This is a genomic window from Mesorhizobium sp. B2-1-8 (assembly GCF_006442545.2).
Lineage (GTDB): Bacteria > Pseudomonadota > Alphaproteobacteria > Rhizobiales > Rhizobiaceae > Mesorhizobium.
Genome location: NZ_CP083952.1, coordinates 211,094 through 226,288, shown reverse-complemented (window position 1 = coordinate 226,288; position 15,195 = coordinate 211,094). Strand labels below are relative to the sequence as shown.

Below are 15,195 nucleotides of genomic sequence, written 5' to 3'. Positions count from 1 at the left end.
CAAGTTGCACGGGCCCCGTGACGGCTGATATGCGGGCGCAATGACGACCAATCCCTTGCCGGAGCTTCCGGTATCCGCCGTGCTGCCGACGCTGACCGAGGCGCTCGGCTCTGGCAACAGCGCCGTGCTGGTGGCGCCGCCCGGCGCCGGCAAGACCACGCTGGTGCCGCTGGCGCTGCTCGATGCGCCCTGGCTGGGGACGGGCAAGATCGTGTTGCTCGAACCGCGCCGGCTGGCCGCCCGCGCCGCGGCGCGCCGCATGGCCGAACTGCTGGGGGAAGAGCCGGGCGCCACCGTCGGCTACGCCATGCGTATGGAAAACCGCAGCTCGGCGCGGACGAAAATCCTGGTCGTCACCGAGGGCGTTCTGTCGCGCATGATCCTCGACGACCCTGAACTGCCCGGCGTTTGCGCCGTCATTTTCGACGAATTCCACGAGCGTTCGCTCGACGGCGATTTCGGTCTCGCTCTCGCCCTCGATGTGCAGGGCGCGCTGCGGCCGGATCTGCGTCTGCTGGTGATGTCGGCAACGCTCGACGGCGCACGGGTCGCGAAACTCCTGTCGGGCGCGCCGGTGATCGAAAGCGAGGGCCGCGCCTTCCCCGTCGATACCAGGTACGACGAACGGCCGGCCGGCGTGCCGATCGAGGACGCCATGGCCAAGGCGATCCGCTCCGCCCTTGCCGGCGAGAGCGGCAGCGTGCTTGCCTTCCTGCCCGGCCAGCGCGAGATCGAGCGCACCGCCGAACGGCTGGCCGGCAAGGTCGGCGCCGACACCGACGTCGTCCCGCTCTATGGCCAGCTCGACGGCAAGGCGCAGGACGCGGCGATCAAGCCGGCGCCGCCAAGCCGCCGCAAGGTGGTGCTGGCGACCTCGATCGCCGAGACCTCAATCACCATCGACGGCGTGCGCGTCGTCATCGATTCCGGCCTGTCGCGGCTGCCGCGCTACGAGCCGGCCAGCGGCCTGACACGGCTGGAGACAGTTCGCGTCAGCAAGGCTTCCGCCGACCAGCGCGCCGGCCGCGCCGGGCGCACGCAAGCCGGCGTCGCCATCCGGCTGTGGCGCGCCGAGCAGACGGCGGCGCTTCCCGCCTTCACGCCGCCGGAAATCCTCGAGGCGGACCTGTCCGGCCTGCTGCTGGACTGCGCCGCCTTCGGCGTCGCCGATCCCGGGACGCTCGCTTTCCTCGATCCGCCGCCGGCTCCCGCGCTCAACGAGGCAAGGGCGCTGTTGCGCGCGCTCGATGCAATCGACGAGGCAGGCCGGTTGACGGGCGCGGGCGCGTCGATGCGCAAGCTCGCTTTGCCGGTACGGCTGGCGCATATGGTCGCCGAGGCGGCCGGCAGCGGCCATGGCGGCGAAGCAGCCATGCTCGCCGTGCTGCTCACCGAGCGCGGCCTTGGCGGCGACGGTGCCGATCTCGAGCGGCGGCTGATGCGTTTTCGCGGCGAGAAATCGCCGCGTGCCACGTCGGCGCGCCAGCTTGCCGAGCGCCTGGCCAGGCAGGTAGGCGCTGCGAAGACCAGCGGAGTTGCTCCAGCCGGAACCCTGCTCATCCATGCCTGGCCGGACCGCGTCGCCAAGGCGCGCGGCGAGCGCGGCCGTTTCGTGCTGGCCAATGGCTCCGGCGCCATGCTCGACGCCGCCGATCCGCTGGCGGGCGAACCCTTTCTGGTCGTCGCCGACCTGCAGGGCAAGGTGCAGAATGCCCGCATCACGGCAGCGGCGGCAATCAGCGAGGAGGACATCCGGTCGGCGCTTGGCGGCAAGATCGAAACGCGCAGGCAGACGAGTTTCGACCGCGAGCGCCGCGCCGTGCGGGTGCGCGAAACCGTGCGTCTCGGCGCCATCACGCTCGCCGAACGCATGCTGCCGCCGCCGACCGGCGCCGATGCCGACCGCGCCATCATCGAGGCCGTGCGCGAGCATGGGCTTTCCCTTTTGACCTGGAGCAAGGAGGCCCAGACGCTGCGCCACAGGCTATCCTGGCTGCACAAAGGCCTGGGCGCGCCCTGGCCCGACATGTCGGATGAAGCGCTCGCCGAGCGCCTCGACGACTGGCTGCTGCCGTTTCTGTCCGGTGCGGCATCCCTGGCCGCCATTGATCCCGGCGTGATCTCGGCAGGGCTGGAGTCGCTCGTGCCGCACGACCTGCAGCGTAAGGTCGATGCGCTGGCGCCGACCCATTTCGACGCGCCGTCGGGCAGCCATGTTCCCATCCGCTATGACGGCGAACGGCCGGTTCTGGCGGTCCGCGTCCAGGAACTGTTTGGCCTCGACCGCCATCCTTCGATCGCCAGCGGCACCGTGCCCCTGACGCTCGAGCTGTTGTCGCCGGCGCACCGGCCGATCCAGACGACGCGCGACCTGCCCGGCTTCTGGCGCGGCTCCTGGGCTGACGTGCGCGCCGAGATGCGCGGCCGCTATCCCAGGCATGTCTGGCCGGAAAACCCGCTGCTCGCCGCCGCCACCGCCCGCGCCAAGCCGCGCGGGACCTAGCGCTCGCCGCCCCACGGCTGTAATCCATGGCCATGATCAACATTCTGAACACGCCCGATTTCCAGCAGAGCCAGCGACTGCGCCTCAACACGCTGATCCGGCTGCGCTGGCTGGCCATCGTCGGTCAAAGCGTGGCGGTGCTCGTCGTCGCCTACGGGCTGAAATTCCCGCTGCCGGTCAGCCTGTGTTTCGCCCTGATCGCCGGTTCGGCCTGGATGAACCTGTTTCTGGCCTTCCGCTTTCCGGCCGCGCACCGGCTCACCCCGTTCGCCGCCTTCGGCATTCTGATCTTCGACAGCCTGCAGCTTGCCGGCCTGCTCTACATGACCGGCGGCCTGACCAATCCGTTCTCGCTGCTGATGACCGTGCCCGTCGTCATTTCGGCGACCTCGCTGCCCCTTCGGCTCACCGCCATCCTCGGCGGGCTGGTGATGATAGCGGCGACCTTGCTGGTCTTCCGACATCTGCCGCTGCCCTGGCATGAAGGCGCGCCGCTGGTGATGCCCTTCATCTACGTCGCCGGCATGTGGATGGCGGTGCTGTCGTCCATCGCCTTCACTGCCATCTATGCCTTCCGGGTGGCCGCCGAGGCCCGGCTTCTGGCCAACGCGCTGGCCGCCACCGAACTGGTGTTGCAGCGCGAGCAGCATCTTTCGGCACTCGACGGCCTGGCCGCCGCCGCCGCGCACGAACTCGGCACGCCGCTCGCCACCATCACGCTGGTCGCCAAGGAAATGGAAAAGGCGCTCGGCAGCGATCCGAAATACGGGGAAGACGTGAAGCTGCTGCGCTCGCAGAGCGAGCGCTGCCGCGAAATCCTCAAGCGCCTGACCAGCCTGTCGTCGGAGGGCGAGGCGCATCTGTCCCGCCTGCCGCTGACCTCGCTGGTCGAGGAGGTTATCGCGCCGCATCGCGACTTCGGCATTTCGATCAAGCTTCGCCCCGGCGAGCGGACCGGACCGGAGCCGGTCGGGCGGCGCAATCCGGGTGTCATCTATGGCCTCGGCAACCTGGTCGAGAACGCCGTCGATTTCGCCCGCAAGAGCGTCACCATACGCTGGAGCTGGGACGAGGCGACGGTCTCCTTCTCGATCACCGATGACGGCCCGGGTTTTCCGCCCGAGATCATCGACCGTATTGGCGAGCCCTATATGTCGACACGCCAGGGCAATGAGGCCGGAGGCGGCCTCGGGCTCGGCCTGTTCATCGCCAAGACATTGCTCGAACGTTCTGGCGCTACGCTCGACTTCCGCAACTCGAGCGGCCTCGGCGAAGGGGCCGTGGTGCGGATTTCATGGCCGAGAAGCGTCTTTCTGAATCCGGAATCCGCCCCGGCGACCATGTTTGACACTGCGTAATTGGACAATAGCCCCGCAAAACTATATCTGCGTAAAAATAAGGCAGCAGGAATTTTCGAGACGATGACAGGCGATGAAAACAGTGGGCCCATGGTTGAAGGCGAGGACACCTCGCTTCTGATCGTCGATGACGACAAGCCGTTCCTGACCCGTCTGGCCCGTGCCATGGAAACCAGGGGCTTCGTGGTCGAGACCGCCGAGAGCGTCGAGGAGGCCGTGGGCAAGGCCCGCGCCAATCCGCCCGCTTATGCGGTGGTCGACATGCGGCTGGGCGACGGCAACGGCCTCGACGTGGTCGCCGCCATCCGCGAGAAGCGCGAGGATTCCCGCACCATCATCTTGACCGGCTACGGCAACATCGCCACCGCGGTGACCGCGGTGAAACTCGGCGCCGTCGACTATCTGTCGAAGCCCGCCGATGCCGACGATGTCTTCGCGGCACTGACCCGCACCACCGGCGAGCGCGCCGCGCCTCCGGAAAACCCGATGTCGGCCGACCGCGTGCGCTGGGAACATATCCAGCGCGTCTACGAAATGTGCGAGCGCAACGTCTCCGAGACCGCGCGCCGGCTCAACATGCATCGCCGCACGCTGCAGCGGATACTGGCCAAGCGCGCGCCGCGCTAGGATCGCCGGATCGGTTCGGACCATGCCAATTTCGAACTCAGCGCCGCCCCTCATTGCCCTGCCGGGCATTTCTCCCCGTATAGTGACGGAGAGAAAGAGGCTGGCTGCGATGTCGGCGCCCTTCTGCGACGCAGGTGATTGGCCAAGCCGACAGTGACAGCGCCCCTCTCCCCGTCACTATACGGCGAGAGGATGCCGGCAGGCAGGTGAGGGGCGGCGCCGGCGCATGGACAATGAAGCCCGCCGAGCAGGCTAGGTAACGGAGGCAAAATGCAGGATTTGAAGCAACGGCCGGTTTCCGTCTTTCGCGAATTCCTGGACAGCGAGGCGGCTGGCGGGATCATCCTGATGGCGGCGGCCGCCCTTGCCCTGATCGTCGCCAATTCGCCGCTTGCCGAAACCTATTTCTCCGTTCTCCACGCCTATCTCGGCCCGCTCAGCGTCTCGCACTGGGTCAATGACGGGCTGATGGCGGTGTTCTTCCTGCTCGTCGGGCTGGAGATCAAGCGCGAGATGCTGGACGGCCAGCTCTCGACCTGGCCGCGCCGGGTGCTGCCCGGCATAGCCGCGGCCGGCGGCATGGTGGTGCCGGCGCTGGTCTATGTCGCCGTCAACAGCAACAACCCGGCCGCATTGTCCGGCTGGGCGATCCCGACCGCCACCGATATCGCCTTCGCCCTCGGCGTGCTGTCGCTGCTCGGCAGCCGCGTGCCGGCCTCGCTGAAGGTCTTCCTGACCGCGCTTGCCATCATCGACGACCTGGGCGCCGTCATCATCATCGCCATATTCTACACCAGCGGTCTGTCGCTGGCCTATCTCGGCGCGGCCTTCGCCGTCATTGCCGCGCTTGTCGTGCTCAACCGCATGCGGGTGATGACGCTGGTGCCTTATCTCGTGCTTGGCGCCGTCCTGTGGGTGCTGGTGCTGAAGTCCGGCGTCCATGCCACGCTCGCCGGCGTGGCGCTGGCGCTCACCATTCCGCTCGAACGCTCCGCCGGGATCGGCCACGATCTCGACCATTCGCCGCTGCACCGGCTCGAGCATGGTCTGCACAAGCTGGTGGCGTTCATCGTCGTGCCGATCTTCGGCTTCGCCAATGCCGGCGTTTCGCTTGCCGGCCTGAGCGTCAGTGCCTTGATCGAGCCTCTGACGCTGGGCGTCGCGGCCGGTCTCGTCGTCGGCAAGCTGGTCGGCGTGTTCGGCTCCTCCGCGCTCGCCATCCGCTTCGGCCTCGCCGACCTGCCGGCCCATGCCGGCTGGTCGCACATGATCGGCATCTCGCTGCTGTGTGGCATCGGCTTCACCATGAGCCTGTTCATCGGCCTGCTCGCCTTCGCCAGCGACGTGGCGCTGCAGGACGCGGTCAAGGTCGGCATTCTCGCGGGTTCCTTCGTCGCCGCGCTGCTCGGCGCCGCGGTGCTGCTGATGGCGCCGGCTGCGGGGGGAGTGGAAGAAGCGGAGGAGTAGGATGGCCTGCCCTAAAACGTGACCGCTGTTTCGACGCGAATCCACTTTTCGGCGAATGTCGCGCCGCCCCTCATCTGCCTGCCGGCATCTTCTCCCCGTAAACGGGGCGAAGGGGCTGGCCGCAACCCCGCCACCTTTCTCTGCAATGTCGGCGATCGGCGAAATCCGCGACGAGAGCGTCCTTCTCCCCGTCGCTATACGGGGAGAAGATGCCGGCAGGCAGATGAGGGGCGGCGCCAGCACCCTGACAGTTGCGGGCGTCAATTTCAGGGCCGCGTTTACTCGCTCTCCCCCTCCAGCGCCGGCACTGCCACGCCCGCCAGCTCCGCCGCCAGCAGCCGCGAAGCACCCGCCCTTGCGATGCGCAGCATCAGCGCCTTGCGCGTTGCCGCCGCCATGCGGTGCTCCGGCGCGTCGCGCAGGATTTCGGCGCCATAGCCGTCGGAGAGGATGAAGCCGCATTCTTCGGGAAAGATTTCGGCTGGCACGCCGGGATGGGTAGCAAAGAAGAAACGGTCGGAATGCAGCCGGTAATCAGGCCATTTGCGGTCGACGCGAAAATCCTCGATCGAGGATTTGATCTCGATGATCCAGATATCGCCTTGCCGGGTCAGCGCCACGAGGTCGGCGCGGCGGCCGGTGGCCAGCGACAGTTCGGGCAGCACATGCGCGCCCATTTGCATCAGCAGCCGCTGCACGCCCCGCCGCACCAGCATGGCGCGCTCGGACTGGCGACCGTCGATCAGAGGGTTCAGGGGAATCGGGGAGATGATTGGCATGGCAGGCACTATGCCAGATTTTGTTCACGGTTTGAACCCGTTCTTGCGTCGAACCACCAAATAGGTTGCCGGCCTGTCAGGCCCATACGGCCTAGTTCTGAACGGCTAGAGGTCCTGATCAGTCGGATTAAAGACCTTCCGGGCTTTCAAATCGCCCCAGTATAAGGTCAAGGCCAGCAACGCGGGATAACCAATGCCGCCGACAATGACGACCGCGATGAGGCCAAACCACCGGTACGCGAGAATGCCGATCACAATAAGGATCATGCTTCCAACAAAACTACTAAAGGGCGCGACCATGGCTGATTTGTATCAGAGCTTCCACAGCGGAGCCATTCCCCTACGGCTGGATAGCGCCGCCTGACTTGGCGGCAAGCCGATCTAGCAGCTTGCGAGATTCATCGATTACACGGCGCGTCTCTTCGATATCCGAGCGCAAATTCTCAACCTGTGCCACCGCCCGTTCCTGATATAGGCGAGCGCTTATATCGAAGTAGTCGTCAGGTTCCCACGGTTCCATGACCTGGCGAGGGTGGTGATGCCGACAGACGCCCCGTTTCAACCTCAAAAAGACTGGCTCGAAAAACCAAATCTCCGCCGCCATCTTTGACTACGATCACCAGCTTGTGGTCATCGCCATCCGGAAGCGCGTTTCTCGTCATCTCTGCCAGGAAATTGATTGCTTCATACCTGACAACGGCAACGTCCTGGCACTCTGTGCCCCCATCGTCAGGGAAGCTCGTTCCGTTGTTGTCGAGGTGGAAATAATAGAGCGCCATTCCGCCCCACCTAGAGCGGCGCCATGGATTTCCTAGAGGCCAACGCGGGCTTGGTATGATGCGTACAGAAAGAGCCGGCCTGTCGAGGATCATATTCCGGATAATCGCCTTTTAGGCGGCGATTGTGTATTTGACAGACCCAATGGTGCGATAACACCATTCACAGAATAATTAAAATGCTAAACAGTTAGGGTGCAGCGGTCGATTCTCAGGATGTAGCCGCTCAGAATGAAGCCCGTCCCGGGTCGCTACTGTGGCGGGCTTTTTATTGGGTTTGAACAGGGCAGCGTTGGCGCGCCCCTTCGTACCAAGGCAAGCACGAGACGCCGTGGACCAGCCGCCTCAAAAACGCGCGTTGAATCTGCCGCCCAACCCGCTTTAGGCAGAGGAATCGACCGGCTGACCGGGGGCGGCTCGGCGGTTTGGGGGGACATAAATACTGGCAAAACCGCCGAGCCTGACTGGCGGCGGCAGATTTGGGGATTTGGTCGCCGTCAGCTTTGACCATAATAGCGCAGGATTGGCGGGGTGGCGTCATTCGAATGCCGGGCAGCATTTCCGCGGGGCGTGGTCGCGAAGAACCGCTATCGCTGCCAGAAGCCACGGTGCACCGCGACCAGTTCGTCCGCAATTTCGGGGAAGGGGCCGTGAACCTCGATCTTCTTCTGTCCAGAGCCGAGCACGACGCGCGAGGACAGGCTCATCGTCGGGTTTTCGGGATGGTCGCCGGTCAGCGCGAGAAGCTCGGTCTCCTCGAAGCCATAGACCAGCCGCCCGATATTCGCCCAGTAGAGCGTTCCGGTGCACATCGCACAGGGCTCGCCGGTCGAGACCAGCGTGCAGGTCCAGAGAAACGCCGGCGAATAGGCTGCCGCCGCGCGCCGTGCGAGTTCGGTCTCGGCGTGATGAACGGTGTCGATGTTGCCTTGGCGCATGAGGATCGCGTCGTCGGGACCGACCAGCACCGCACCGAACGGATGATGGCCGTGCGCGGCAGTCTCGCGAGCGACCGCATCGGCGGTGCGAAGGTGGGCGAGCATCTGGTCGCGGGTCATGCACTCTCTCCGGTCATTGGGTCACCGGCAAGCGGGACCAGCGGCTGTGCTTGTACCCTACGCTCATATTAGAGCGTGCAATATACTGCACGAACCAATGCTGGCGGCTTTCACGAGCGCGTGGCAAGGCGGCTGGCGCCGCCTTCGCCCAGGACACCTTCCTCGACACGCTGTCGACCGCTCCTGCGGTGCGGTTTGTCGCCGGCCAACGCCGCCCCCGCCATATCATCCAGGATCGGGCAGTCCGGCCGCTCGTCGCCATGGCAGGCATGAACGAGCTTCTGCAGCGTCGAGCGCATCGATTGCAGCTCGCGCACCTTCTCCTCGATGGCTGTGACGTGGGCGGCGGCGATCGCGCGCACGTCGTGGCTGGCGCGGCCGCGATCCCTGTAGAGCGCCATCAGTTGGCGGCAGTCGTCGATGGAAAAGCCGAGGTTGCGCGCGCGGCGCAGGAAGGCCAACCGGTGGATGTCGTCGCCCGAATAGTCGCGGTAGCCATTGGCGGCGCGCGCGGGCGCGATCAGGCCGATTTCCTCGTAGTAGCGGATGGTCTTGGCCGGCAGGCCTGAGCGGTGGGCGGCGTCGCCGACATTCATGGCGGGTCCTCGGTTTTGCGAGGCCTGCGATTCAGGCCCATTGAATTTCCTTCACAATCCGGTGAAGCATGTTGCCGAAATGCCATAGTGATACGCATACCAGCATGTAAGTCCCTGCATATAGGCATCGTGTGCTTGGCAAGCAAAGCAAATGCCAGCATGAATGATGTTGAGAAAGCGGCCGACTCGTGCCGCTCTGGTTTAGGCGGGGCACCGGATCACCACATGCGCATGAAGTCGCTTGCAATAGTCGCCGCACTGGCGTTGTCCACCGCTATTGCCGGTTGCAGCACCATCGGCGGGCAGATCTTCTCCAACGACTATGGCGCGGTGACCGATGCCGGTTACCAGCTGCCGCGTATCCCGATCGAGAAAGTGCCTTCGAAGTACCATCGCCAGGAAGTCAATTACGACAGCAAGGAAAAGCCGGGCACCATCATCGTCGATACGCAGAACAAGTTCCTTTACTTCGTCGAGGGCGGCGGCCGGGCAATCCGCTACGGTATCGGCGTAGGCCGCGAGGGTTTTGAATGGCACGGCACCGCCCATATCGCCATCAAGCGCGAATGGCCGACCTGGACCCCGCCCTCGCAGATGATCAAGCGCCAGCCCGAACTCGCCAAGTTCGCCGGCGGCATGGATCCGGGCCTGAAGAACCCGCTCGGCGCGCGCGCCATGTACCTGTTCAACAAGGGCGGTGACATGGGCTACCGCCTGCACGGCAGCCCGGAATGGAACTCGATCGGCAAGGCGATGTCGTCGGGTTGCATCCGGCTGATGAACCAGGATGTCATCGACCTCTACGATCGCGCCGAGGTCGGCGCCAAGGTCATCGTTCTTTAGGCCATGATGCCGGAAAGCCTGTCCGCTTTTTCGGCATATCGTGGTTAGACTGGAAGTCGCCTTTCATACGCGGACCGTCTAGGCAACAACGGACGTCCCAAACAAAAAACCGGGCAATTCGGCCCGGTTTTTTGTTGTCTGTTTTGTGGGAAATTACCGATTAGGAAACCTGTTCGACCTGCTGCACTTCCGGCACGAAATGGCGAAGCAGGTTCTGGATGCCGTGCTTCAACGTCGCCGTCGACGACGGGCAACCGGCGCACGCACCTTTCATGTGCAGGAACACGGTGCCGTTCTCGAAGCCGCGGAAGGTGATGTCGCCGCCGTCCTGCGCCACCGCCGGGCGCACCCGCGTATCGAGCAGCTCCTTGATGGTGATGACGAGCTCCTCGTCGGCCTTGTCGTAGAATTCGCCGGTCTGGCTGGTCTCGGCGGCGGGACCGGCCTTGGCCATGACAGGCGCGCCGGACATGAAATGCTCCATGATGGCGCCGAGGATCGCCGGCTTCAGGTGCTGCCAGTCCGGGCCGTCCTTGGACACGGTGATGAAATCGTAGCCGAAGAAAACACCGGTGACGCCGGGGATTTCGAACAGCCGGCCAGCCAGCGGCGAGGCCGTCGCCGCACTGTCGGCATCGCGGAAATCGGCGGTGCCTTCGAGCAGCACTTCCTTGCCGGGCAGGAATTTCAGCGTCGCCGGATTGGGCGTCGACTCGGTCTGGATGAACATGGCCGTCTCCATGCCCGTTTGGGCAACTAGTTTGGAATAGTTCTAAATAGGCTCTATCGGCTGGACATTCAAGCGAAACGCATCGCCGGAACGGCTGGCTGGCGGAATGTTTTTGCCGTGGCCCTTCGAAACCCGACAAGCACTATCCTTCAACATCGACGCTCAGTTGTCCATTTGTCCGCAGGATGGTTACCTCGGCCCCGTCGGCGGTCCGCCTGAATTCGAGGTCGGCGCTGCCGTCACCGACGCGCAGCCCGTGAAGCGCTATGTGCTTTGCAAAGTCGGGCAGGCGAGGCCGCACCACCCGCAGTTTCCCGGCGAATGCGTCGGGCTCCAGCCCGAGGCACGTGGTCACCAGGAACGGTATCGCTCCGGCTGCCCAGGCCTGCGGGTGGCAAGCCACGGGATAATGCACCGGCGCCTGGAAATCCTCGCGTCGAAAGCCCGCCATCGCCTCGGGCAGCCTTTGGTGGCGAAAGTGCGCGGCAGCCTCGGCAATCGCGGTGAAGATCCGCAGCGCCGCTTCATCCTCGCCATGGTTTCGACAGCCGGCCGCCAGCAGCGCATTGTCATGCGGCCAAACGGTTCCGAGATGGTATCCGACCGGATTGTAGCGCCGTTCCGCCGTCGACAGGGTGCGCACGCCCCAGCCGCTGAACATGTCGTCCTGCATAAGGCGCGCCACGGACCGGTGCCCCTTGTCCTCGTCCGCGATACCGGTCCACAGCGCGTGCCCGGGATTTGAGGAGACGACTTCGGCCCGGCGGCCTCCGGCCTCCAGGGCGAGGACGAAGATGCCTTGCTCCTCGCACCAGAAGTCACGGTTGAATCGTTTCCGAAGCGTCTCGGCTTCATGGCGAAGCTGGCTTGCCCGATCGGGCTCTCCGGCGCGCTCGTAGAGATCGGCAATCGCCCGCTTCGCGGCAAATACGTAGCCCTGCACCTCGACCAGCGCTATCGGCGGCTTCGCAAGGCTGCCGTCGGCCCTGACGATGGCGTCGCCTGAATCCTTCCATCCCTGGTTGACCAGGCCTTTCTCGGACCGGCTGCGATATTTGAGGTAGCCGTCGCCATGGTTGTCCCCGGCCTTCGCGATCCAGCCCAGCGCGCGTTCCACCGGCTCCCGCAATTCGCGGAACAGACCGAGGTCGCCGGTCCACGCCGCATGGCGGCCCAGAAGCAGCAGGAAGAGCGGGGTTGCGTCCACCGTGCCGTAGAATTGGGCGTGCGGAACGTCGCCGGCCCGGGCAAGCTCGCCGACCCTGAGTTCATGGATGATCTTGCCGGGCTGCTCCTCGCGCCACGGATCGTCCCGCCACCCCTGATAGCTGGCCAGCAGCCGCAATGTCTGGGCGGCGATCTCCGGCTGGAAAGCCAGCATCTCCAAGGCCACGATCAGACTGTCGCGGCCGAACAGGGCGACGAACCACGGCACGCCGGCGGCAAAATACTCCTTGTCGCCCAGGCGCGATCTCAGCACCGCGAGATCGCGCAGCGAGCGGTCCATGATGCCGTTGAGCAGCGCGCTGTCGCTGGTGAGCTTCGTATGCTGCTCCAGCCATTGTTGTGAACTGTTCTGGAGGTTTCTTGCGAGGCTGCCGAGCGTAACCGCCGGCCGCTGGTCCAAATGCCCGGCCTCGGCCTCCTCGGCGTTTTCGGTAAGCTCGAGGGTAACCGTGATGGTCCGCGTGTCGCCCGCGGGGACACGGATGCGGAACTCCGCAGCGGTTTTGTGCCTGGTGTCGGGCGCGGGCGAGAAGGTGACCGTCACTGTCCTGCGCAGCCGATCGGCGCCGTGGTACACGAACTCCAGCTTGCCGCCGCGCCAGGCGGGTTGCTCGGATCTGCCGAGGTTGTCCTGCACCAACCCGCGCACGCTGAAGATGTCCTCGAAGCCGGCTCGGAAGTGCAAGGTCAGCGGAAAGCTGCATGCCTGGTGCCCGAAGTTCTGAATGGTCATGACCTCCCGCACGCAGGTCTGCCCCGCATCGAGAACACGCTGCCAGCGGATGCCGAGTTCGTCCTTGGGGATCGATTGCCCCTGCTCGAGCTGCAGCTCAGGATTGGTCAATTCAAAAAGCGCCCGATAGCCCTCTTGTGCGGTCGAGGCCAACACGACGGGAGCCAGACCGGCAAGCGCCATCTCATAGCCGCCGAGGAAGCGGCAGTCGTGAAAATACAGCCCGAACCCGTGCTCGCCTTTCACAGGCATCTGCGCGTCCGAAGCGACGACGTAGTAAAGATCGAGGTTCTTGACCGTGACCGCACCGGCGATGCTGTCCACCATGGCCGGATGCCCCTTGGTCAGCACACGAAGCTTGCGCTCCTGCTGCGCCTGCGGAGTCTGCTGCACCTTGTCCTGAGCTCGTGCCGACTGCTCGCGGTGTCGTGGAGCAGGCCGGGCCTTCCCGCTGCTTTGCGGGTTGGGCCGCCCGCTCTTGCCTGCTTCCCTGTTCAATCTGGCCATCGGCTTTCCTTTGGAATCATGGCTTCCATGCCGATTCCAAATGGCGCAACGGGATAACGCGCCAAGGGCGCGCTTTGTCGCGCACCGATGACTGATGACGCCGATAGGGTCGGATCCATCCACCCGATTGCACGGGAGGGGTCCTTCGCGGAACCCGAGAGCTCACACCCTAGGCGAGGCTCTCGATCTCGTCGTCCGACAGGTTCTGCGGCACCACGGTCACCGGGATCGGAAAGGCAGCGCCCTTGCCGGCCACGGCGCCGACCAGCGGCCCCGGCCCTTCCTTGCCGGCACCGGCCGCCAGCACGAGAATGGCGATATCCTGGTCTTCCTCGATCAGCTTATGGATCTCTTCCGTCGGCTTGCCTTCGCGCACGACCATCTCCGGTTCGATGCCGAGCTTCTGGCGCACCTTGTTGGCGTAGCCATCGAGCGCCGCGCGCGCCGTGGCGTTCGCCTCCTCGCGCATGATCTTCTCGACGCCCAGCCAGTGTTGGAAATCGTCCGGTACGATGACATAGAGCAGCACCAGCGTGCCGCTGGTGCTCTGCGCCCGCTTCGAGGCGTAGGCGACGGCGCGTTCGCATTCCGGCGTGTCATCGATGATCGCCAGGAATTTCCTGCGATGACCGGCTTCGCGGCTGAGGCGTTTGGAGACCATGTCTACCTACTCGGTATCTTTTGCGCCGCAATCTGCCACCACGGCAGGCCGGCGGCAAGCCGCCGGCCATAGGCCAGTATGTCTTGGCCAGTATGTCCTGGGCCGGTATGAGGCGGTGCGTTGACGATCAGGCTCAGCCCTGCAGCAGCCCGACAATGTCGCGCACCGTCTTCATTGTCGTCTCGGCAAGCACGCCGGCACGTTCGCCGCCGTCCCGGAGCACGGCGTCGACATAGGCGCGGTCGCCCTGGATGCGCCGCATCTCGCCGGCGATCGGCGCCAGTTTTTCCACCGCGAGATCGGCCAGCGCCGGCTTGAAGACGGAGAATTGCTGGCCGCCGAATTGCCTGAGCACGTCGGCCTTCGACATCTCGGCGAGGCCCGCATAGATGCCGACCAGGTTTTCCGCCTCGGGCCGGCTTTCCAGCCCGTCGACCTCGCTCGGCAAGGCTTCCGGGTCGGTCTTGGCCTTGCGGATCTTCTTCGAGATGGTGTCGGCATCGTCGGTCAGGTTGATGCGCGACAGGTCCGATGGGTCCGACTTCGACATCTTCTTCGACCCGTCGCGCAGGCTCATGATGCGCGCCGCCGGGCCGCCGATGACCGGTTCGGTGATCGGGAAGAAGCCGTTCACCGTCTCCTCGCCGACCTGCATCTCGACGCCGACGCCAAGACCGGCGATGCGGTCGGAGAAATCGTTGTTGAATTTCTGGGCGATGTCGCGGGTCAATTCCAGATGCTGCTTCTGGTCCTCGCCCACCGGCACGTGGGTGGCGCGGTAGAGCAGGATGTCGGCCGCCATCAGCGAGGGATAGGCGAGCAGGCCCAGCGAGGCATTCTCGCGGTCCTTGCCAGCCTTGTCCTTGAACTGCGTCATCTTGTTCATCCAGCCGATGCGCGCGACGCAGTTGAAGATCCAGGCGAGCTCCGCATGCTGCATCACCCGCGACTGGTTGAAGACGATGTGCTTCTTCGGATCGATGCCGGAGGCGAGGAACGCCGCAGTGATCGACCGCGTCTGGTCGGCAAGGTCGTCATAGACGAGCTGGGCGGTCAGCGAATGCAGGTCGACGACGCAATAGATGCAGTCGGACGTGTCCTGCAGGGCGACGAATTTCTTGATGGCGCCGAGATAGTTGCCGAGATGCAGATTGCCGGTCGGCTGGACACCGGAGAAGACGAGTGGCTTGAAGGCGGACATGGGTTTCCTCATGGCTTGTGGAGGGCCGTATAAGCGTGATTCCGAAAAGTTGCAGACTTTTCGGAGCCAATCACGCGGCTGGAAACCGCGCGCGGCGAAAGTCTTGCGACGGCGCGCTTATGGACGAGA

General features: G+C 64.8%; 14 protein-coding genes. 5 read left to right on the top strand and 9 right to left on the bottom strand.

Translation table 11 applies throughout. The features are described 5' to 3' along the window. Nucleotides 1-40: 40 nt before the first annotated feature. From hrpB to nhaA, 4 genes are all read left to right on the top strand, one after another. Nucleotides 41-2,503 (top strand): ATP-dependent helicase HrpB, encoded by a 2,463-nt coding sequence (gene hrpB, locus FJ970_RS01030; protein ID WP_140760721.1) that lies wholly within the window; start codon nt 41-43, stop codon nt 2,501-2,503. Nucleotides 2,504-2,529: 26 nt separating this feature from the next. Then, a complete protein-coding gene (locus FJ970_RS01025; protein ID WP_140760723.1) occupies nt 2,530-3,861 on the top strand; it encodes an ActS/PrrB/RegB family redox-sensitive histidine kinase in 1,332 nt (443 codons plus the stop codon). Between the two features lie 63 nt (nt 3,862-3,924). Then, on the top strand, nt 3,925-4,488 hold the full coding sequence (locus FJ970_RS01020; RefSeq protein WP_015314185.1) for an ActR/PrrA/RegA family redox response regulator transcription factor: 564 nt from the start codon (nt 3,925-3,927) through the stop codon (nt 4,486-4,488). A 270-nt stretch (nt 4,489-4,758) separates the two neighbouring features. Next, nucleotides 4,759-5,955 carry a Na+/H+ antiporter NhaA gene (gene nhaA / locus FJ970_RS01015; RefSeq protein ID WP_140760725.1) on the top strand — a complete coding sequence of 399 codons (1,197 nt, stop codon included), beginning with the start codon at nt 4,759-4,761 and terminating at the stop codon, nt 5,953-5,955. A 278-nt stretch (nt 5,956-6,233) separates the two neighbouring features. Here the strand turns inward: nhaA and FJ970_RS01010 are convergent, their stop codons facing one another. The 5 genes from FJ970_RS01010 to cueR form a co-directional block, all read right to left on the bottom strand. Then, nucleotides 6,234-6,734 (bottom strand): MmcB family DNA repair protein, encoded by a 501-nt coding sequence (locus FJ970_RS01010; RefSeq protein ID WP_181178694.1) that lies wholly within the window; start codon nt 6,732-6,734, stop codon nt 6,234-6,236. A gap of 105 nt (nt 6,735-6,839) precedes the next feature. Further along, nucleotides 6,840-7,034 carry a hypothetical protein gene (locus tag FJ970_RS01005; RefSeq protein ID WP_140760731.1) on the bottom strand — a complete coding sequence of 65 codons (195 nt, stop codon included), beginning with the start codon at nt 7,032-7,034 and terminating at the stop codon, nt 6,840-6,842. Between the two features lie 200 nt (nt 7,035-7,234). Next, on the bottom strand, nt 7,235-7,513 hold the full coding sequence (locus FJ970_RS01000; RefSeq protein WP_140760733.1) for a DUF6894 family protein: 279 nt from the start codon (nt 7,511-7,513) through the stop codon (nt 7,235-7,237). Nucleotides 7,514-8,097: 584 nt separating this feature from the next. After that, complete coding sequence (locus FJ970_RS00995; protein ID WP_140760735.1) at nt 8,098-8,568, bottom strand: nucleoside deaminase; 471 nt, start codon at nt 8,566-8,568, stop codon at nt 8,098-8,100. A 110-nt stretch (nt 8,569-8,678) separates the two neighbouring features. Continuing rightward, nucleotides 8,679-9,164, bottom strand: a complete 486-nt coding sequence (cueR, locus tag FJ970_RS00990; protein WP_140760738.1) for a Cu(I)-responsive transcriptional regulator — start codon at nt 9,162-9,164, stop codon at nt 8,679-8,681. Nucleotides 9,165-9,389: 225 nt separating this feature from the next. Here cueR and FJ970_RS00985 point away from each other — a divergent pair, with 225 nt between their 5' ends. Beyond that, the gene (locus FJ970_RS00985) at nt 9,390-10,007 is read left to right on the top strand and encodes a L,D-transpeptidase (RefSeq protein ID WP_140760740.1); all 618 of its coding nucleotides are present in this window, start codon (nt 9,390-9,392) and stop codon (nt 10,005-10,007) included. Nucleotides 10,008-10,167: 160 nt separating this feature from the next. Here the strand turns inward: FJ970_RS00985 and FJ970_RS00980 are convergent, their stop codons facing one another. The 4 genes from FJ970_RS00980 to trpS all read right to left on the bottom strand — a co-directional run bounded on the left by FJ970_RS00980 (nt 10,168) and on the right by trpS (nt 15,066). After that, nucleotides 10,168-10,737: a NifU family protein gene (locus FJ970_RS00980; protein ID WP_027142904.1), complete on the bottom strand. Its 570-nt coding sequence runs from the start codon at nt 10,735-10,737 to the stop codon at nt 10,168-10,170. Between the two features lie 142 nt (nt 10,738-10,879). Then, the gene (locus tag FJ970_RS00975; protein ID WP_140760742.1) at nt 10,880-13,204 is read right to left on the bottom strand and encodes a glycogen debranching N-terminal domain-containing protein; all 2,325 of its coding nucleotides are present in this window, start codon (nt 13,202-13,204) and stop codon (nt 10,880-10,882) included. A gap of 169 nt (nt 13,205-13,373) precedes the next feature. Then, on the bottom strand, nt 13,374-13,865 hold the full coding sequence (locus tag FJ970_RS00970; protein ID WP_140760744.1) for a universal stress protein: 492 nt from the start codon (nt 13,863-13,865) through the stop codon (nt 13,374-13,376). A gap of 133 nt (nt 13,866-13,998) precedes the next feature. Next, nucleotides 13,999-15,066, bottom strand: a complete 1,068-nt coding sequence (gene trpS / locus FJ970_RS00965; RefSeq protein WP_140760747.1) for a tryptophan--tRNA ligase — start codon at nt 15,064-15,066, stop codon at nt 13,999-14,001. Nucleotides 15,067-15,195: the final 129 nt, after the last annotated feature.